The sequence below is a fragment of the Enterobacter sp. SST3 genome, from assembly GCF_000286655.1.
GTDB lineage: Bacteria > Pseudomonadota > Gammaproteobacteria > Enterobacterales > Enterobacteriaceae > Enterobacter > Enterobacter roggenkampii.
In genome coordinates this window covers 56,659-74,857 of the sequence record NZ_ALNS01000021.1, presented here as the reverse complement: position 1 = coordinate 74,857, position 18,199 = coordinate 56,659, and the positions used below count along the sequence as shown (strand labels likewise).

Annotated in this window: 18 protein-coding genes; 9 read left to right on the top strand and 9 right to left on the bottom strand. The window is 55.0% G+C overall.

Annotation, left to right across the window (positions count from 1 at the left end):
• Positions 1 to 16: 16 nt before the first annotated feature.
• Both B498_RS08650 and B498_RS08655 read right to left on the bottom strand, forming a co-directional pair.
• The gene (locus tag B498_RS08650; RefSeq protein ID WP_008501843.1) at positions 17 to 2,881 is read right to left on the bottom strand and encodes an autotransporter outer membrane beta-barrel domain-containing protein; all 2,865 of its coding nucleotides are present in this window, start codon (positions 2,879 to 2,881) and stop codon (positions 17 to 19) included.
• Between the two features lie 71 nt (positions 2,882 to 2,952).
• A complete protein-coding gene (locus B498_RS08655) occupies positions 2,953 to 3,570 on the bottom strand; it encodes a hypothetical protein (RefSeq protein WP_008501842.1) in 618 nt (205 codons plus the stop codon).
• A 547-nt stretch (positions 3,571 to 4,117) separates the two neighbouring features.
• Here B498_RS08655 and B498_RS08660 point away from each other — a divergent pair.
• The 6 genes from B498_RS08660 to fabY all read left to right on the top strand — a co-directional run bounded on the left by B498_RS08660 (position 4,118) and on the right by fabY (position 8,311).
• Positions 4,118 to 4,861 (top strand): winged helix-turn-helix domain-containing protein, encoded by a 744-nt coding sequence (locus B498_RS08660; protein ID WP_008501841.1) that lies wholly within the window; start codon positions 4,118 to 4,120, stop codon positions 4,859 to 4,861.
• Complete coding sequence (locus tag B498_RS08665) at positions 4,825 to 5,328, top strand: hypothetical protein (protein WP_227009864.1); 504 nt, start codon at positions 4,825 to 4,827, stop codon at positions 5,326 to 5,328. The genes B498_RS08660 and B498_RS08665 overlap by 37 nt, the downstream gene beginning before the upstream one ends.
• 88 nt (positions 5,329 to 5,416) lie before the next feature.
• Positions 5,417 to 6,016 carry a glucose-1-phosphatase gene (yihX, locus tag B498_RS08670; RefSeq protein WP_008501839.1) on the top strand — a complete coding sequence of 200 codons (600 nt, stop codon included), beginning with the start codon at positions 5,417 to 5,419 and terminating at the stop codon, positions 6,014 to 6,016.
• A complete protein-coding gene (locus B498_RS08675) occupies positions 6,010 to 6,891 on the top strand; it encodes a virulence factor BrkB family protein (protein ID WP_032622951.1) in 882 nt (293 codons plus the stop codon). The genes yihX and B498_RS08675 overlap by 7 nt, the downstream gene beginning before the upstream one ends.
• Positions 6,888 to 7,325, top strand: a complete 438-nt coding sequence (gene dtd, locus B498_RS08680; protein WP_008501836.1) for a D-aminoacyl-tRNA deacylase — start codon at positions 6,888 to 6,890, stop codon at positions 7,323 to 7,325. The genes B498_RS08675 and dtd overlap by 4 nt, the downstream gene beginning before the upstream one ends.
• A 44-nt stretch (positions 7,326 to 7,369) precedes the next feature.
• Positions 7,370 to 8,311 (top strand): fatty acid biosynthesis protein FabY, encoded by a 942-nt coding sequence (gene fabY / locus B498_RS08685; protein WP_008501835.1) that lies wholly within the window; start codon positions 7,370 to 7,372, stop codon positions 8,309 to 8,311.
• 8 nt (positions 8,312 to 8,319) lie between these two features.
• Here fabY and B498_RS08690 read toward each other — a convergent pair whose 3' ends face one another.
• The 5 genes from B498_RS08690 to fdnG form a co-directional block, all read right to left on the bottom strand.
• Positions 8,320 to 9,240 (bottom strand): alpha/beta hydrolase, encoded by a 921-nt coding sequence (locus B498_RS08690; RefSeq protein WP_008501834.1) that lies wholly within the window; start codon positions 9,238 to 9,240, stop codon positions 8,320 to 8,322.
• 219 nt (positions 9,241 to 9,459) lie between these two features.
• On the bottom strand, positions 9,460 to 10,389 hold the full coding sequence (gene fdhE / locus B498_RS08695) for a formate dehydrogenase accessory protein FdhE (RefSeq protein ID WP_008501833.1): 930 nt from the start codon (positions 10,387 to 10,389) through the stop codon (positions 9,460 to 9,462).
• Positions 10,386 to 11,021 (bottom strand): formate dehydrogenase cytochrome b556 subunit, encoded by a 636-nt coding sequence (gene fdoI, locus B498_RS08700; protein WP_008501832.1) that lies wholly within the window; start codon positions 11,019 to 11,021, stop codon positions 10,386 to 10,388. Before fdoI ends, fdhE begins: the two co-directional genes overlap by 4 nt.
• Complete coding sequence (gene fdxH / locus B498_RS08705) at positions 11,018 to 11,920, bottom strand: formate dehydrogenase subunit beta (RefSeq protein WP_008501831.1); 903 nt, start codon at positions 11,918 to 11,920, stop codon at positions 11,018 to 11,020. The genes fdoI and fdxH overlap by 4 nt, the downstream gene beginning before the upstream one ends.
• A gap of 12 nt (positions 11,921 to 11,932) precedes the next feature.
• On the bottom strand, positions 11,933 to 14,983 hold the full coding sequence (gene fdnG / locus B498_RS08710) for a formate dehydrogenase-N subunit alpha (protein ID WP_088728449.1): 3,051 nt from the start codon (positions 14,981 to 14,983) through the stop codon (positions 11,933 to 11,935).
• A gap of 371 nt (positions 14,984 to 15,354) precedes the next feature.
• On the opposite strand from fdnG, the gene fdhD reads away from it, so the two are divergent.
• The gene (fdhD, locus tag B498_RS08720) at positions 15,355 to 16,191 is read left to right on the top strand and encodes a formate dehydrogenase accessory sulfurtransferase FdhD (RefSeq protein ID WP_008501828.1); all 837 of its coding nucleotides are present in this window, start codon (positions 15,355 to 15,357) and stop codon (positions 16,189 to 16,191) included.
• A gap of 114 nt (positions 16,192 to 16,305) precedes the next feature.
• Positions 16,306 to 16,518: a DUF1471 domain-containing protein gene (locus tag B498_RS08725; RefSeq protein WP_008501827.1), complete on the top strand. Its 213-nt coding sequence runs from the start codon at positions 16,306 to 16,308 to the stop codon at positions 16,516 to 16,518.
• Positions 16,519 to 16,558: 40 nt separating this feature from the next.
• On the opposite strand, the gene B498_RS08730 is transcribed toward B498_RS08725, so the two are convergent.
• Entirely contained in the window at positions 16,559 to 16,882 is a 324-nt protein-coding gene (locus tag B498_RS08730; protein ID WP_008501826.1) for an AzlD domain-containing protein, read from the bottom strand.
• Positions 16,882 to 17,541, bottom strand: coding sequence for an AzlC family ABC transporter permease (locus tag B498_RS08735; protein WP_008501825.1), 660 nt, complete (start codon positions 17,539 to 17,541; stop codon positions 16,882 to 16,884). Before B498_RS08735 ends, B498_RS08730 begins: the two co-directional genes overlap by 1 nt.
• Positions 17,542 to 17,643: 102 nt before the next feature.
• Between B498_RS08735 and B498_RS08740 the strand changes: the two genes are divergently transcribed.
• Positions 17,644 to 18,192, top strand: a complete 549-nt coding sequence (locus B498_RS08740; protein WP_008501824.1) for a helix-turn-helix domain-containing protein — start codon at positions 17,644 to 17,646, stop codon at positions 18,190 to 18,192.
• Positions 18,193 to 18,199 lie beyond the last annotated feature (7 nt).

Here is an 18,199-nt window from a genome sequence, read left to right as displayed (position 1 = left end):
AGCGGCTTAAATATTGTTATTTAAAGCTGTATTTCACCCCTAACATCCCCTGCGTATCGCTGTAGCCTTTATCGCCTATCTGCTGAGCCACGTTGCCCCATACGCTAAGCTGCGGCGTAATCTGCCCCTCTACGCCGGTCTTGAGTTCACCGATATTGCGCGTACCACGCATGTCATTGCTGACGTCATCCATGCGGATACGCGTGGGCTGGGTGTTGTGGATCCAGTTCGCTTCGATAAACGGCTGGAAGGTCCGTGATTTACCGTCGTCAATCGCGTTATGTCCGCTGATGTAGGCCTTCACGCCGAGACGTGTCATCAGGTTGCCCTGAGTCTCGTCTTTCACCCGCGTGCCGTTGCGCTCGCGATGATCGTCAGCCTGCACGTCCATCCAAACGGCCTGCGCTTTCGGCTGGATCCAGTAGCTGTTGCGGTCGCTTTCGCCCACCTTAACGCTATAGCCCGCTTCGACAGAGGCGGTCACGCCGCTGGAACGATAACTCTCAGTGGCCTGATCCTGTCCCATTACCTTATTGTCGAACCAGTTATACAGCACCCAGCTATCAACGTAGGTGCCACTTTTATCCGCCTCGTTTGCGTACCAGGTACCATACAGACCGACGCTATAGCCATTCACTTCACCGCGTGAGCGGTAGCCGGTCAGGCTGGAAGCGCTCCGGCTCTGGCTGTTGCCGTAGCCTGCCATCAGGCCAAGATGCCAACGGTCCAGGCCATCGGTGCTCCACTGGGCGACATCGCCACCCAGCTGCAGCACGTAGCGATTGGCGGTCGTTTTTAGCTGGCCGCTGCCGTCGTTAAAACGCGTATGACCGCCGACGTTACGCATCCACAGGCTCGTCACTTTCTGCTCGCCCGTAAGCATGTCGGTGTACTGCGTTTCACCCAGACGATCGTGCAGACGGGTCATAAACAGCGTATTGGCCGCATAGCTGTTTGCCAGATAGCTGCCAAATTCCGGGCGATACTGGTGCTCGCTTTTCGGTGGTGCAGCTGGGGGAACCGGCTCTTGCGGCGGGATCACCGGGTCAACGGGCGGATCTACCGGGTCCACTGGGTCAACAGGTGGATCTACGGGGTCGACCGGTGGGTCTACAGGATCAACGGGCTCGACCAGGCTGGTCAAAAACCAGTTTTTACCTTTTTGCACAACGTTATAGTCATAGCCCCCCGCCACGATACGGCTGGCCTTCTCAAACGTCCCCTCAGAGTTGCCGCCAACGCTGACAATTTCAATCCCTTCTACGGTTTGCGCGCCGGCACCGCCAATGTTATTCACTTCCACCCCGGTATGACCGGAGGTGTTGCCTTCAACGATCAGTTTGTCCGTTTCCGAAGTGTCGTCAAACAGCACGGTATTGAAGACCAGCTTGCCGCCGTTGCCGATAAAATCATCCTTGATGGTCAGCGTTTGCCACGCCGCGTCCTCTGCATGCTGGAAATTAATCGTGCCGCCCGCATTCAGCGTCAGGCTGGTCAGCGTGGAGCTGTCGCGCAGATTCCAGACGGCATCATTCATCGTCAGTGCGAGAGTACCGGTACCCGCGGCGTTGCTCTCAATGAAGGACGCTCCGTTCCACAGGGAGTTGTCATCCATAGTCAGCGTAATGGTACTGTTTTGTGCCGGAAGCGAGCTGGTGGCCGCGACGCCGCCTGCGGAAAGGATATCGCCGTTGAGGATGAACTTGCCTCCTGCGGACGCATCAATCACCCCGCCGTTACTGGCGTTCAGGGCATAGCTACCGCTGTCGCGCTGGCCTGCGGTGGTAATGGTTGCACCACCCGCGAGCGCTATCACGCCGCGCGACCAGGCATACATCCCGTGCGGCGCCTGCGCGGAGCTGCTGGTTTTCTCGCTGCTGTTTACCGCAATGGTGACGTTATCTCCCAGATTCACCGCACCGGTGTACGCGTAGACGCCATGCGCACTGGCACCGTTGGTCGTGATGGTGGCGCCTTCATCAAGGGTGATGGTTGACGAGCCGGTGGAATAAACCCCGGAGGCACTGGCCGCGTCGGTGGTAATCGTCGCGCTTTTGCCTAGCTCAATTTTTGACACAGAACCCGCGTACAGGCCATAGGCCGATGTGCCGTACGTTTCGATGGTCGCCTCATCGCCCAGCCGGACGTATGAGCCGCTCTGGTTGGTACGAATCCCCTCAGCGTAAGTCCCGCGCGTCACAATATGCGCACGATCGCCGACGATAACGTTATTTTTTGCCTTTGAGGCATCATTCAGTGCATAAGCGCTAATCCCGCGCCCGGTGCTGCCCGTGGTTTCGATATAGAGATCGTCACCCACATAAATATTGGCGGAGCCGAGAGAACCCTGACTGAAGGAGCTGTACCCGGCATTAATACCGTCACCGCTTTGGCCGTTAACGTAGATGTGGGTGCGGTCGCCGGTAATGATAAATACCGGGTTGGCCGGCGTGTTCATCCCGTGGGTACGAATACCGTCGACGTCTTTACCATTATTGGCAGCCACTTTTGACTGGGTGCGAATAGTCAGATCGTCACCAAATATCACGCCCGGGCTGCCGGACGTGGAGTTCTGAATAACGGTAACGGAATGCTCAAAGGCTTCCGCCCCAGGCCCTTCGAGGGTGATCCCATCTCCGTAAATCGGGATATTCCCCGGGCTGTACTGGTAGACATAGTTAGGATCGCCGGTATTTTTGCTAAAGTTCGCGTTTGCGGTTGCGGGTATCAGCGCCTGTATTTCTGCAGGCAAATCCGTTACCGCTCCGGAGGCAGGTAAATTAGCAAAATCTATTACCGCTGCATGTGCGGTAAATAGCGCTGACGTTAACGCCAGCGAAATCGCAGCGGCGACTGGTGAGTGTTTTATTAAATATGGCATGACTGCCCCCTTTCTTTCAGGCGTAGAACATCCTCCACACCATTAAATGTGGGTAGGTAAACAGGTTGAAATTACAAAATAGAAACGAGAATTTTATGAATACTGGTGCCTAACTTCCTCTCAAGTCGTATTTTATGAACATAAATTTTTTTAACATCAATGCCGTCTGATTTTATAATCTCCTGGAGGCACGCACCTGACAAAAATCTGTTCAGTAACGTAAATTCAACAGCGTTCAACATGCTGCCGCGTCTGCTATTTAACCGTCTCCCGGAGAAAAGATGGCTGATTTTTTCCTTTAATATAATGTCGTTGTCATTCGAATAAATAATTCCCTTTATTTCACTGCGCTGCATGAAAAAATAATTGGCCATTGCTTCCAGCTTGCGGTCTGTGATAATCACGATGTTCATGTTAGTTCTCACCAGCCGTTCAATCCATTGCGGATCGGCAAGTACGCGCAGGTTGCAAAACGAAAAGTCTACAAATATAAAGCCGCGTAATAAGTGATTCTTGTTTCCTTGCAATATTTTATTTTCTACTGCAATCTGCAGGAAATGGTTACCACCTGGCCAAACTGCGAATGAGGCATTTCCACAATATTGTGAACGTACTGCGTTATCTGGAAATAACTGACAGGACAATTCACAGCTCATACAGCGGACAACCTTATGCGACGATGTCATCATCCAGTCCACTCCTGTCTTATTTTCACTGTCAATATTTCACTGCCATCCAAATGTGTCAATCTTGAAACATATCCCGTGCCCCTCTCTTGTTTATGATAAATAGTGATGAAGAATATAAATTCCTGGTGATGTCTATTTTTTCAGGCCGTAGCCATAGCGAAAGGACATACTTTGGCCATCGTATTCCAGGACTATTCTTCAGCCCCTTAAGATTATTCGACAAAAAAAATCCCGGAGGACGATTTACGAAATAGCACTAATAGCTAAAGATTAGTTTCTTAAATCGGCTGTAACGACAGTCTTTTCGCGACTTGGGGCTCAATATAATGAGTGGGCCGGGCGAAGTGTAATGAAATCTCATTATGTCGTTTTAGATGAGAGAAACCTAAGAAAACTGTCTTTTAACTGATTGAAAAACAATGTGTTATTCTTAATCTTAGTTGGGGTGGTATCGCGTCCTGATCCTTCTGACCTATACTGTTGTTAAATATACGTATATCTTTCTGGTGTATATAGTTAAGGGTTGTTATTGCTGAGGAAGGGAAAATTGTATCTTATTAACAAATTGGTCGAGTATGATCCAGAAAACAAAAACCTGGTAAATCATATTACCGGGCGCTCGATACAATTGCAGCTTCCTGCCAACCTCTGTTTTCTTTATCTCATCACCCATCCCGGAGAAATAATTTCGCAAAACCAGTTAATGGTGGTGGGATGGGGGGAGCGCAATGACGTCACTACGCCGAATACCTTTTACCAGGCTATTTTGACATTACGCAATGCCCTCGCTGAGGTGGGCTTACCGCGCGATACGGTAAAAACGATTTCGCGTCGCGGGCTTATGCTTTCCGAGGCTACCGAGGTTGAATTATTTGTCCCAACCGCTGAGCCAGTCATAGCCAATAAAGACGCGGTCGTTGCCAATGGCGCCGCAAGGCAGAGGCCAGCCTGGCTGATAATAACGACCGCAACGCTTTTGTTGATCGCGCTTATCAACGGGGGAATATTATATAAAAAGCACCAGAACATGCCGTTTAGTCACTACATTCCCCTTTCAACGGGCAGCATGCCCCAGGCCTGCCAACTTTTTTATGCACCTAACGAACATATTCAGGATCATTACGTGCGCCTGCTAAACAATAATCCCGGTCTGTGTGCCGAAAAACGATACGTTTTTCTCGTCGGCTATAGTAAAACGGAGCGAATCGCGGCGTTTGTCTGTAATAACGATGCGCGAAGGGACGCGACGGCGTTATGTACTACCCATTATTTTTGGGCGCACGAAAAATGATGACTCTCCGGAACGGTATCATTTTGCTGGCGGCATTTCTGGCGGCCGCTATCACCAGTGGCTGGTTAGCTTATTCGCATTTATCGAGTACGCCGATACGCTGTACGGGAGATGTGGAATGGACGATTGGTAAAAACCGATTTGTGGGTACGGTTTCCTGGCGGATGCAGCATCGGGAGGGGTCTACGGTTATTAACGGTAAATTATTTGGTCAGACGGTTACTGAAGTTAATCGTACAATCTATTTTCACTACAGTGACCATGAGAACGCGCGCGTGTTAAATAACAATCGTATTGTTAAAACCTTTGCCGATAATGCGGATGAGGCTGATATCAACGCAACGCTACCGGGTTTTTACCGCACGCCGGGTAGGGAGCTGAGCCTGATGATCGATGAGTATCGGGGGGCCTGGATTTTTGCCGCGTCAAATGTCCCTTCGCTTTACTGTCGTAAAAACGCGCCGTAAAAATCGATCGCACACCTTAGACCGCATCCATAGTCAAATCTCTTTATTCCCGCTACAGTTACCTCTCCACGGCGAGCAGGAGATAAACATGCTTTATATCTTTGATTTAGGAAACGTCATCGTCGATATCGATTTTAATCGCGTGTTGGGTGCATGGAGCGATTTTAGCCGCGTGCCGCTGGCGACCTTAAAGCAGAATTTCGCGATGGGCGAGACCTTCCACCAGCATGAGCGCGGTGAAATCAGCGATGAAGCATTCGCTGAACGTTTCTGCCAGGAGATGGGGCTTTCGTTAAGCTATGAACAGTTTTCCCACGGCTGGCAGGCGGTATTTGTGGCGGTTCGCCCTGAGGTGATCGACATCATGCACAAACTGCGCGAGCAGGGGCATCGGGTCGTTGTGCTGTCAAATACCAACCGTCTGCACACCACGTTCTGGCCTGAAGAATACCCTGAAGTTAAGGCGGCGGCGGATAAGATCTACCTCTCGCAGGAGATGGGGATGCGTAAGCCTGAAGCGCGAATTTATCAGGCTGTTCTGCAGGCAGAGGGATTCACCGCGGCCGATGCGGTCTTTTTCGACGACAACGCCGATAATATAGAGGGAGCTAACCAGTTGGGTATTACGTCAATTCTGGTGACCGGAAAAGAGACGATACCAGACTACTTTGCGAAGCAGCTATGCTAAAAACCGTTCATCAAAAAGCCACGCACCATACTCGCCCGCTGCGGGCCTGGCTGAAACTGCTCTGGCATCGGATTGATGAGGACAATATGACCACGCTGGCGGGTAACCTCGCCTACGTGTCGCTGCTCTCATTGGTGCCGCTGGTGGCGGTCATCTTTGCCCTGTTCTCCGCCTTTCCGATGTTTGCGGACGTCAGCGTGCAGCTTCGTCATTTTGTCTTCGCGAATTTCATTCCGGCAACCGGGGATGTCATCCAGAACTACATTGAGCAGTTTGTTGCTAACTCCAGCAAGATGACGGCAGTGGGGGCATGTGGTCTTATTATCACCGCGCTGCTGTTGATGTACGCCATCGATAACGCGCTGAACACGATCTGGCGGAGTAAAAAAGCGCGGCCAAAGGTCTATTCCTTTGCCGTGTACTGGATGATCCTCACGCTGGGGCCGCTGCTGGCCGGGGCGAGCCTCGCGATCAGTTCGTATCTGCTCTCCCTGCGCTGGGCGAGCGATTTAAACGGCGTGATTGATAATGTGCTTCGCATCTTTCCGTTGATCCTGTCGTGGCTCTCGTTCTGGCTGCTCTATAGCGTGGTGCCGACCACGCGCGTGCCTAACCGCGATGCGGTCGTGGGGGCGCTGGTGGCGGCGTTGCTCTTTGAGCTCGGTAAGAAAGGGTTTGCCCTTTACATCACCATGTTTCCGTCCTATCAGCTGATTTACGGCGTGCTGGCGGTGATCCCCATTTTGTTTGTCTGGGTCTACTGGACCTGGTGTATCGTCTTGCTTGGTGCTGAAATAACTGTCACTCTCGGTGTATACCGCGAACTTAAAAAAGCAGCAGAAGCTGAAAAACAACAAGAAGCAGACCAACCATGATTGCATTGATACAGCGCGTAACCCGTGCCAGCGTCACCGTGGAGGGAGAGGTGACGGGTGAAATTGGCCCAGGACTTTTGGTGTTGTTAGGTGTCGAAAAGGATGATGACGAACAAAAAGCCAACCGCTTGTGTGAGCGCGTGCTGGGCTACCGTATTTTCAGCGATGCGGAAGGCAAGATGAACCTGAACGTCCAGCAGGCGGGCGGCAGCGTGCTGGTGGTTTCCCAGTTTACGCTGGCAGCGGATACCGAGCGCGGCATGCGCCCGAGTTTCTCGAAAGGCGCCGCGCCGGATCGTGCAGAAGCACTTTACGAGTACTTTGTTGAGCGTTGTCGCCAGCAGGAAATGAATACGCAAACCGGACGATTCGCTGCAGATATGCAGGTATCGCTGGTGAACGATGGCCCCGTCACATTCTGGCTCCAGGTATGAGCATACTTACGGCATGGCCGCGGGTAACAAGAGAGAGTACAGCTATGTATCACCTTCGAGTACCGCAAACGGAAGAAGAGTTAGACGCTTATTACCAGTTCCGCTGGGAAATGCTACGCAAGCCATTACATCAGCCAAAAGGCTCTGAGCGCGACGCCTGGGACGCGATGGCCCACCATCAGATGGTGATGGACGAAGAGGGCAACCTTGTGGCCGTCGGGCGTTTGTATATCAACGCCGATAACGAAGCGTCTATTCGCTTTATGGCGGTTCATCCCTCCGTGCAGGACAAAGGTCTGGGGACGCTAATGGCGATGACCCTGGAATCCGTCGCCCGCCAGGAAGGCGTTAAGCGCGTCACCTGTAGCGCCCGCGAAGATGCCGTGGAATTCTTCGCTAAACTCGGTTTTGTGAATCAGGGTGAAATCACAACCCCGCAAACCACCCCGATTCGTCATTTTTTGATGATCAAACCCATCGCCACGCTGGACGATATTCTGCATCGCGCCGACTGGTGCGGACAGCTGCAGCAGGCCTGGTATCAGCACATTCCGCTCAGCGAAAAAATGGGCGTACGCATTCAGCAGTACACCGGACAAAAATTTATTACCACCATGCCGGAAACCGGCAACCAGAATCCGCACCACACCCTGTTTGCCGGAAGTCTTTTCTCACTGGCCACGCTCACCGGCTGGGGGCTTATCTGGCTAATGCTGCGCGAGCGCCATCTGGGCGGCACCATCATTCTGGCCGATGCCCACATTCGCTATAGCGCGCCGATAAGCGGCAAGCCGACCGCCGTGGCCGATCTGGGATCACTGGGTGGCGATCTTGACCGTCTGGCACGCGGTCGCAAGGCGCGCGTACAAATGCAGGTCGAACTGTTTGGCGATAAAACGCCGGGCGCGGTGTTTGAAGGCACCTACATTGTTCTTCCGGCGAAGCCTTTTGGCGCGTATGAAGAGGGCGGGAACGAGGAGGAGTAATCTCCTGTTTACGCTCCCCGGGCGTGCTGAATCCGTCCGGCGATATCCCGCATAACATCTCGCGCTGATTGGCTAATTCCACCAAGCTGGAAGAAGCCATGTATTACTCCCAGCCATCGCTGAGCGGTACACGTCACTTCTTGCTCCGTGAGGCGTTGAAACAGCGCCTCTCCTTCATCGCATAACGGATCGTACTCAGCGGTAACGATATGGACAGCTGGCAGGCCGCTGAAGTCTTCTCGCCACAGCGGGCTAACCTCAGGATGCTTACGGTCGGCTCCAGCCAGATATATTTCATAGCCGCTCAGCAGGGTATCGCGAGTAATTACGTAATCCATGCCGTTGAGGGTATAGCTTTCAAAACTGGCCGTGGCGTCGAGCATGGGGTAGATAAGAATAAGCTGTACAGGCTGCCAGAGACCTTTAGCCTTAAGCCGCAGCGCCGTTACCAGCGCAAGATGTCCCCCCGCGCTGTCTCCACAAAGTGTAATCCGGTTTTTATCCACGCCCAGTTTGTCCGCATATTGCCAGACCAGATCTGCACCTCTTTCCGCATCGTCATGTGCGGCGGGGAAGGTATGCTCCGGCGCCAACCTGTATTGAATCGCAACCACCCGGCAATTGCCGTAGCAGGCTAACTGACGGAGCTGGTTGTCATGGGTATCAAAGCCGCCGCTGATAAAGCATCCGCCGTGGTAGTAGATGGCAGCAGGCAATAGTTCAGGCGCATTGAGAGGTGAAAATACCCGAATGGTAAGACCCTCAAGAACAAGCGTCTCCACCTGAACGCGCGTTTCGGTCTCCCCGGCAAGCCCTGTGCTGGCAATATAGCCTGCTCGTCGCACCTCAATGCTTTGGCGACGTGACGAGGGCCGCCCTGCAGCGATAAATCCCTGAACCAGCTGTGCAATACCCTTTTCCAGCGCCATGAATAATCCCTTTTACTGTATGGATAAACAGTTTTATAGCCTGGTTTGATTCAAAAGAAAACAAGAATAGTGTTGAGGGCAACAACCTGGAAAGCGGCTCGCAAAGGCGATAACGCGTCTCTCAACGAGAATGGAGAGTATCTGGCATGAAAGGCGGCGGGTATTGCTGTCGAATTACAGGCCGGGCAAGCACGCGCCGCCCGGCACTGTCACAGGGAATTACTCCCCTTCACCCGGGAACAGGAACGGGTTGATCGAGCTGCGGGCAAAGCCCTCCTGCTCCATCTTCGCGTCCAGAATCAGCGAGGCGAGATCGTCGGCCACCGCTTCGACTTTCGGGTCCTTTTCCTGATAGAGAATCTTCAGGTAGGTGCCGCAGTCGCCGCAGCTTTCGGCTTTCACCGCCGCGTCTTCATTCTCCAGCGACCAGTAGTTCAGATCGCGGGTCTGCTCGCAGTTGCTGCACTTAATGCGCACCACGTGCCACTCGGTTTCACACAGGTTGCAGTGCAGGTAGCGCAGCCCCTGAGTGGTACCGATTTGCACCATGCTCGATACCGGCATAGAGCCGCAGACCGGGCAGAACTGGCGCGCCTCGCCGTATTCGGCGCGAGCTTTGCCCGGGATCAGGCTGGCCATTTGTGCCCAGTAGAGCGACAGGGCTGCCCAGATAAACGGCGCCTTATCGCTGCTGACCAGCGAGAAGTCGGACGCGAACAGCGCGCTCGCCATCTCTTCAAGCTCTTGTTCGGACGCTTTTTCCAGATTCTCAATGACCGCCAGCGCGGTGCCGCTCATTTCCGGCTTCAGCTCGGCAATCAGCGAATGCAGCAGCTTTTGCCAGTGCTTGTCGCGCGGCAGGACGTGAATGTCCAGCGGCGGCTTACCCTGCGCGTTGGCTTCTTTGATCCGCGCGGTCAGGTCCATTTGCAGCGGGTGGTCGTACAGCACCACTTCCTGCGCGTGGGCGACCAGCGCGGCAAAACGCAGAAAATCGCCCAGCGGGTTGTTCTCTGCCAGCTCGCGCAGACGCTCTGCGCGGCGGTTGTAGAGGTTCTTGAGTCTGGGGAATAACAACGGCGGAATATAATCCGCCGTGCGTTTCTCGCTCGACCCCAGCTCATCTTGCGGGATTATGCGAATACTCATTCAGATGACTTTTCCTGTTTCTGGCGGACTTCACGGTACCAGCGCGGGTGATGTTTCTTCGCCCACGTGCTGGTAACCCATCCCTCCACCATCGCGGTAATGGTGCCTTTCACCCAGAGGGCGGCGTAGATATGCACCATGATAACCACAATTAACGCCACTGCGGCAAATGAATGCAGCATCAGCGCGAATCGGATCACCGGGATTGAGAAAGCAGGCGCAAAGTACGGACGCCAGATGATCACGCCGCTCACCAGCAACAGGACCAGGAAGATAATCGCCGCCCAGAATACGCATTTCTGGCCGAAGTTATAACGCCCGGTGTCACCCACCTCCTCGTTGACGACGATCTTACGAATATTCTTCGCCCAAAAGATATCATCCCGATTGATTAGGTTATGGTGCCAGTAGCGGAAAAACATGATGATGAACGACGCGAACATGATGACGCCCACAAACGGGTGCAGGATGCGCGCCAGCTGTGGTGTCCCCATGATCTGCATCAGCCAGTTGAAGGACGGGAAGAAGAACCCCAGCCCGCTTATCGCCGCCAGCATGAAGCAGAAGGCGGTGACCCAGTGGTTGATGCGTTCCGGCGCGGTGTAGCGCACGATGGTGTCACGTTTTCTCATTTGCGCACCTCGTCTTTCTCTTCATGCAGGTTGTCGTCTTCCTCTTCCGCGCGGTTCGGACCGACGCCGACGTAGTGGAAGATGCTCGCTGCGAAGGTGGCAGCAAAGCCCACCGCTGCCAGCGGTTTCCAGATGCCTTTCCAGAATTTCACGGTAGCGCTGATTTCCGGGTTCTCCGGCAGGCCGTGATACAGGTTCGGCTTGTCGGCGTGGTGCAGCACGTACATTACGTGCGTACCGCCTACCCCGGCCGGATCGTACAGGCCCGCGTTGTCGTAACCACGGGTTTTCAGCTCGCCCACGCGCTCTGCCGCCAGCGTTTTCATATCCTCTTTAGAACCAAAGTGGATGGCGCCGGTTGGGCAGGTCTTCACGCACGCTGGCTCCTGGCCGACGGTTACGCGGTCTACGCACAGCGTACATTTGTAGACGCGGTTGTCTTCCGGGTTCAGGCGCGGTACGTCGAACGGACAGCCCGCGATGCAGTAGCCGCAGCCAATGCACTGCTCGGACTGGAAGTCGACGATGCCGTTGGCATACTGAATGATAGCCCCTTCTGACGGACACGCCTTCAGGCAGCCCGGATCCGCACAGTGCATACAGCCGTCTTTGCGGATAAGCCATTCCAGCTTGTCGTTCTGCTCCACTTCCGAGAAACGCATTACCGTCCAGGACTTGGCGGTCAGGTCCGCCGGGTTGTCGTACACCCCGACGTTGTGACCCACTTCGTCACGCAGATCGTTCCACTCAGAGCAGGCCACCTGACAGGCTTTACAGCCGATACAGGTGGTCACGTCGATAAGCTTCGCCACTTCCTGCTGGTGGTCCCGCGCCTGAGGCGCGGGCGTGAAACCGTTAGTCGCGGAACGACGGATAATGTCTTGAGATTGATAAGCCATAAGTCGTCTCCGTTACACCTTTTCCACGTTCACGAGGAAGGCCTTAAACTCCGGCGTCTGCGTGTTCGCATCACCGACGAATGGCGTCAGGGTGTTCGCAATGAACCCTTTCTTCGCCACGCCCTCATAGCCCCAGTGAATTGGGATGCCGATGGTATCCACCTGCTGACCGTGAACGTTCAGCGTGCGAATACGCTTGGTCACCACCGCCTTGGCCTTGATGTAGCCGCGGTTAGAGGAGACCTTCACGGTATCGCCATGGGCAATGCCGAGCTTGTTCGCCAGCTTCTCGCCGATCTCCACAAACTGTTCCGGCTGCGCGATGGCGTTAAGCAGCGCGTGCTTGGTCCAGTAGTGGAAGTGCTCGGTCAGACGGTAAGTGGTGCCCACGTACGGGAACTTGTCCTTTTTACCCAGCGCTTCAAAATCGCTCTTGAAGATACGGGCTGCCGGGTTAGAAACCACGTTCGGGTGCAGCGGGTTGGTGCCCAGCGGCGTCTCAAACGGCTCATAGTGTTCCGGGAACGGACCTTCCGCCATCTTATCGATAGCGAACAGACGCCCCATTCCTTCAGGCTGCATGATAAACGGCCCGACGTCGCTGCCTGGTGCGGCAGTGCTGTAGTCCGGAATATCCACGCCGCCCCATTTCGCACCGTCCCACTTCAGCAGCTGACGCTTCGGATCCCACGGGTTGCCCTGCGGGTCAGCGGACGCGCGGTTATAGAGGATGCGGCGGTTGAGCGGCCATGCCCATGCCCAGCCCAGCGTATTGCCCAGACCCGACGGGTCGGCGTTATCGCGGTTGGCCATCTGGTTGCCTTTCGGCGTCCAGCTACCGGCAAAGATCCAGCAGCCGCTGGAGGTGGTGCCGTCGTCACGCAGGTGCGCGAAGGTACTGAGCTGATCGCCTTTCTTCGCCAGCACGGTGCCGGTGGCCGGGTCGATAACGTCCGCCAGCGCCTTACCGTTGCTCTCCATCGCCACTTCTTCCGGCGCTGGGTTTTCCGGCGTCGAGTAGTTCCAGGTCATGTTCAGCACAGGCTCAGGGTTCGCGCCGCCTTCAGCCGCATACATCTTACGCAGGCGTAAGAAGATACCGGCCAGGATCTCGCCGTCGTTCATGGCGATGCCCGGGGCGTCCGCGCCTTTCCAGTGCCACTGCAGCCAGCGCCCGGAGTTGACGATAGAGCCGTTCTCTTCCGCAAAGCAGGTCGATGGCAGACGGAACACTTCGGTCTGAATCTTCGACGGATCGACGTCGTTCGATTCACCGTGGTTCTGCCAGAAGGTCGAGGTTTCGGTATTGAGCGGGTCAATCGTCACCAGGAACTTCAGTTTCGACAGCGACTCAACAACCTTGTTCTTGTTCGGGAACGAGGCAACCGGGTTAAAGCCCTGGCACAGATAGCCGTTCACTTTGCCCTGGTGCATCATCTCGAAATACTGCAGAACGTCATAACCTTTGTCCCACTTCGGCAGCCAGTCAAAGCCCCAGCTGTTTTCCGCCGTCGCTTTGTCACCGAAGAACGCTTTCATCATCGAGACGAAGAACTTCGGATAGTTGCCCCAGTAGTTCACCTGGCCTTCAAGCAGCGGTTTAGGCGTGCTGGCCGTCAGGTAGGTTTGCAGGTCGGTCTGTTTCTCGCTTGGCAGGTTCATATAGCCCGGCAGGCTCTGAGACAGCAGGCCGAGGTCGGTCAGACCCTGAATGTTGGAGTGACCGCGCAGGGCGTTCACGCCGCCGCCTGCCATCCCCATGTTGCCGAGCAGCAGCTGCACCATCGCCATGGTGCGGATGTTCTGCGCGCCGATGGAGTGTTGCGTCCAGCCGAGGGCGTACAGGAACGACGCGGTTTTGTCTTTCGCGCTGGTTTCGGCGATCAGCTCGCACACCTTCAGGAAGTCCGCCTTCGGCGTACCGCAGATGTTTTCGACAACCTCCGGCGTGTAGCGGGAGACGTGCTCTTTCAGCAGGTTCCACACGCAGCGCGGGTGTTGCAACGTGGTGTCACGCTTCGCAAAACCTTTCTCATCCAGCTCGTAGTTCCAGCTGGTTTTGTCGTACTTGCGTTTTTCGGCGTCGTAACCGCTAAACAGACCATCTTCGAAGTGGTAATCCTCACGCACGATCAGGCTGGCGTTGGTATAGGCTTCGGTGTATTCGCGGTTGTATTTTTCGTTGGTCATCAGGTACAGCAGTACGCCTGACAGGAAAGTGATGTCAGTACCTGAACGAATAGGGGTGTAGAAATCCGCCACTGACGCAGTACGCGTGAAGCGGGGATCGATCACAATCAGTTTCGCACCGTTGTGGATTTTGGCTTCCATCGCCCAGCGGAACCCGACAGGGTGCGCTTCAGCGGCGTTACCGCCCATCACCACAATGAGGTTGGCGTTCTTGATGTCGACCCAGTGGTTGGTCATCGCACCGCGACCAAATGTTGGAGCAAGACTTGCTACCGTTGGTCCGTGTCAGACACGCGCCTGGTTGTCGACCGCGAGCATACCGAGTGCGCGCGTAAATTTCTGGGTTAAATAACCGGTTTCGTTGCTGGAAGCAGAGGCACACAGCATCCCGGTGGAGAGCCAGCGGTTGACCGTGACGCCGTCGGCGTTTTTCTCAACAAAGTTGGCATCGCGGTCTTCTTTAATCAGTTTAGCGATGCGGTCAAACGCCTCTTCCCAGCTGATTTGCTGCCATTTGTCGGAACCCGGCGCGCGGTATTCAGGGAATTTCAGGCGGCTTTCGGAGTGGATAAAGTCCACCAGACCGGCCCCTTTCGGGCACAATGCGCCGCGGTTAACCGGGTGATCCGGGTCGCCTTCGATATGGAAAATAGACGCTTTGGCGTTTTTAGCACCGTCGCCGAGGCTATACATCAACAGCCCGCAACCGACAGAGCAGTACGTACAGGTATTACGGGTTTCACGGGTGCGCAGCAGTTTATACTGCCGCGTTTCCGCCAGCGCTACGCCGGGCGCAAAGCCCAGTGCCGCTGCCGTGGTGCCTGCCATACCGCCAGCGCAGATCTTAAAGAACTGCCTTCTGCTGACCTGCATGGGTCACTCCTTGTTTCGACATTGCTTACATATGTAGTTTTGACTTCGCGGTTGAAGAATGACCGCAAAGGAAAAAATTTGCGTTAATCCCTCAATTCCACGAGGGATATCATCAGAATACCACATTGTCGGTACAGCTGTTCTAATGGCGTTAATACAAAGTGAACGTATTATCACCATGTTGATTATAAAGTGTGATATTGATCACGTTAACAGCTCTGCATGTTAAAGCGGTGTAGCCGGTGGCAGGTTGCACCCCTGCTAAATGAGTAGGAGAATGGTTGTCGAAAAGTTGATCCATACTATGCGTACAGCCTGTGGTTTATGCTGCAATAGCACGCTCGCTTCCGTGGTTGTTCAGGAATACCGCTGTGTCTAAACAAAACCGTGATCCCCACTCGTTACCCCTGCCTGCCGGCATTGTGGAACTGTCGGTACACCGACCGCCCCACATAACCGATGCCATACCCGATTTTCTGGCCGAAGAAGTGCCCGTTGCGCTCGTTTACAACGGCATATCGCATGTGGTGATGATGGCGTCTCCGAAAGATCTTGAGCTGTTCGCCATCGGTTTTTCCCTCTCGGAAGGCATCATTGAGCATCCGCAAGATATCTATGGCATGGACGTGGTGCAGGCCTGCAACGGCCTGGAAGTGCAAATCGAGCTCTCCAGCCGCCGCTTTATGGGGCTGAAAGAGCGTCGTCGCGCGCTGGCCGGGCGTACCGGCTGCGGCGTGTGCGGCGTTGAGCAGCTCAACGATATTGGCAAACCTGTTTCACCACTGCCGTTTACTCAGACCTTTAATCTGGCGCACCTCGACCCTGCGCTTGAGCACCTCAACGATGTACAGCCTATCGGCCAGCTCAGCGGCTGCACGCACGCGGCGGCGTGGATATTGCCGTCGGGAGAGATTGCCGGTGGGCATGAAGACGTGGGCCGCCACGTGGCGCTGGATAAGCTGCTCGGTCGTCGTGCGCGTGAAAGTGAGGTTTGGCAGCAGGGCGCCGCGCTCGTTTCCAGCCGCGCCAGCTATGAGATGGTGCAAAAATCGGCGATGTGCGGGGTGGAGATCCTGTTTGCCGTGTCGGCGGCAACGACGCTGGCGGTGGAGGTGGCCGAGCGCTGCAACCTGACGCTGGTGGGTTTCTGCAAGCCGGGAAGGGCAACCATTTATACCCATCCACAGCGATTAATAGTTAATCAGTAATTTTGAATGATAATAGCAAATCCTTCCGCTTTTAGTTGTTCGCGATGAGGTCTAGTATTTATCTCATCAAGGCACGGTGCCTTACCTAAACAACTTAATGAAAGGGTTTATATTATGAAAAGCATCAAAACTTTTGTCGCTGTAATCGCTCTGGCTACTTCTTTTGGTTCTTTCGCTGCGCAGACCGTAACCGCAACCGCCTCTACCATTGATGGTGCAGAAGCGAAAATCGCGGCTCAGGCTCAGGAAGCGGGTGCGTCATCATACAAAATTACCCAGGCATTCACCGGTAACCGCGTACACATGACTGCTGAACTGAACAAATAAGCGAGTCACACCGTCGAAAGAGCGCCCCCGGGGCGCTTTTTTAGTTTATGCCCGCTACGCGCAGCAATGCCGTCACCACCGCCGCGGCCACGATGACCACAATCAACGGCATTTTCCGCCAGGCCAAAAACACCGCAAACGCCACGCCCAGCACGCGCGCCATGCCCGCGAAGTGTTCTCCCTCATAAAAGGTGGTCGCCAGCGCCACGGAGAACAGCAATACCGTTGCCGCATCTGACAGCAGCGCCTGAGAACGCTCCGACAACGCCAGCCGGTTGCCGAGTTTGGCGCCGCCAAGGCGCATTAAATAGGTTCCGGCAGAAAGAATGGCGATGCCGAGAATAAAGACCGTCATGTTCTCCATTATTTTTTCCTCGCGGCAAGACCGAGTAAAGAGAGCAGTACCGGTAATCCCACCGGGGCAAACGGTACGGCGGCCAGCGATAACACGGCGCCGCTGCAGGCGCGGATCAGCGTGGTACGGTTTTTAAAAGCGGGAACCACTAATGCCAGCAGAATGGCCGGAAATACCGCATCCAGCCCGATGGTCTCCGGGTCGGGCAACAGTTTGCCGACCATAGCCCCCAGCAGTGCGCCAAGCGGCCAGACGATGGCGACGCCTAAGCCGCACAGCCAGTAGGCGGCTTTACGCTGCTCGGCGGTTTTTTGCGACAGGCCAAACACCACGCTTTCATCGTTCATGATGTGGCAGCCCAGCAGGCTCAGACCGCGCTTGCCCACCAGCTCACGCACCGTCACGCCAAACGGCACGTGCCGGGCGTTGACCAGTAAACCTGCCGCCGCGGCCGCCAGCGGATTGCCGCCGCTCGCCACGATGCCGATAAACATGAACTCAGACGCGCCCGCCAGCACGGTAATGGAGAGCACAAACGGCACCCAGACCGGGAAACCGTAGGCCATCGCCAGCGAGCCGTAGGACATCCCGACCACGCCCACCGCCAGGCAGACCAGAATGATTGCTTTTATGGTGTCGCCTTTCAGACAAGAGAGATGATGCTTCATACAATTTTAGCCATATCGAACGTGTATCCATTATAATGAACGCAACGAAACTGATTTTCAAGACGAACGATTTGTTCGTTTTATAGAACGCGAGGCCGTTATATGACGCAGCCGATCAGCCTGATCGCCAAAAGTCTGGTGCGAGAACGCCTGCGAACCGGGCTTTCACTGGCGGAAATTGCCCGCCGTGCCGGGATCGCAAAATCTACGCTTTCCCAGCTGGAGTCCGGCAACGGTAACCCTAGCCTGGAAACGCTGTGGTCGCTCTGCGTGGCGCTGGATATTCCTTTCGCCCGCTTGCTTGAGCCGCAGCTACCGACCACGCAGGTGATACGCCGTGGAGAAGGGACAAAAGTGGTCGCCGGAGAGGCTAACTATGAAGCCATTTTGCTGGCGGCATGCCCTCCCGGCGCGCGCCGCGATGTCTATCTTCTGATGACCCAACCGGGTGCAGACCGTCTTTCTCAGCCGCATCCGCCGGGCTCGGTGGAACATATTATTGTGACGCAGGGGCGGGCGCTGGTCGGCCTGCTCGACGCGGCGGAAGAGCTCTGCGCAGGGGATTACATTTGTTATCCCGCCGACCAGCCGCACATCTTCAAGGCCCTGGAGCCAGACACTTACGCGCTGCTGGTGGCGGAACAAAACTAACGAAGAT

What these genes read in the sequence shown, in the direction of transcription:
- B498_RS08650 (WP_008501843.1), bottom strand. Translation starts at nt 2,881, where the DNA reads ATGCCATATTTAATAAAACACTCACCAGTCGCCGCTGCGATTTCGCTG.
- B498_RS08655 (WP_008501842.1), bottom strand. Translation starts at nt 3,570, where the DNA reads ATGATGACATCGTCGCATAAGGTTGTCCGCTGTATGAGCTGTGAATTG.
- B498_RS08665 (WP_227009864.1), top strand. Translation starts at nt 4,825, where the DNA reads ATGTACTACCCATTATTTTTGGGCGCACGAAAAATGATGACTCTCCGG.
- yihX (WP_008501839.1), top strand. Translation starts at nt 5,417, where the DNA reads ATGCTTTATATCTTTGATTTAGGAAACGTCATCGTCGATATCGATTTT.
- B498_RS08675 (WP_032622951.1), top strand. Translation starts at nt 6,010, where the DNA reads ATGCTAAAAACCGTTCATCAAAAAGCCACGCACCATACTCGCCCGCTG.
- dtd (WP_008501836.1), top strand. Translation starts at nt 6,888, where the DNA reads ATGATTGCATTGATACAGCGCGTAACCCGTGCCAGCGTCACCGTGGAG.
- fabY (WP_008501835.1), top strand. Translation starts at nt 7,370, where the DNA reads ATGTATCACCTTCGAGTACCGCAAACGGAAGAAGAGTTAGACGCTTAT.
- B498_RS08690 (WP_008501834.1), bottom strand. Translation starts at nt 9,240, where the DNA reads ATGGCGCTGGAAAAGGGTATTGCACAGCTGGTTCAGGGATTTATCGCT.
- fdhE (WP_008501833.1), bottom strand. Translation starts at nt 10,389, where the DNA reads ATGAGTATTCGCATAATCCCGCAAGATGAGCTGGGGTCGAGCGAGAAA.
- fdoI (WP_008501832.1), bottom strand. Translation starts at nt 11,021, where the DNA reads ATGAGAAAACGTGACACCATCGTGCGCTACACCGCGCCGGAACGCATC.
- fdxH (WP_008501831.1), bottom strand. Translation starts at nt 11,920, where the DNA reads ATGGCTTATCAATCTCAAGACATTATCCGTCGTTCCGCGACTAACGGT.
- B498_RS08725 (WP_008501827.1), top strand. Translation starts at nt 16,306, where the DNA reads ATGAAAAGCATCAAAACTTTTGTCGCTGTAATCGCTCTGGCTACTTCT.
- B498_RS08730 (WP_008501826.1), bottom strand. Translation starts at nt 16,882, where the DNA reads ATGGAGAACATGACGGTCTTTATTCTCGGCATCGCCATTCTTTCTGCC.
- B498_RS08735 (WP_008501825.1), bottom strand. Translation starts at nt 17,541, where the DNA reads ATGAAGCATCATCTCTCTTGTCTGAAAGGCGACACCATAAAAGCAATC.
- B498_RS08740 (WP_008501824.1), top strand. Translation starts at nt 17,644, where the DNA reads ATGACGCAGCCGATCAGCCTGATCGCCAAAAGTCTGGTGCGAGAACGC.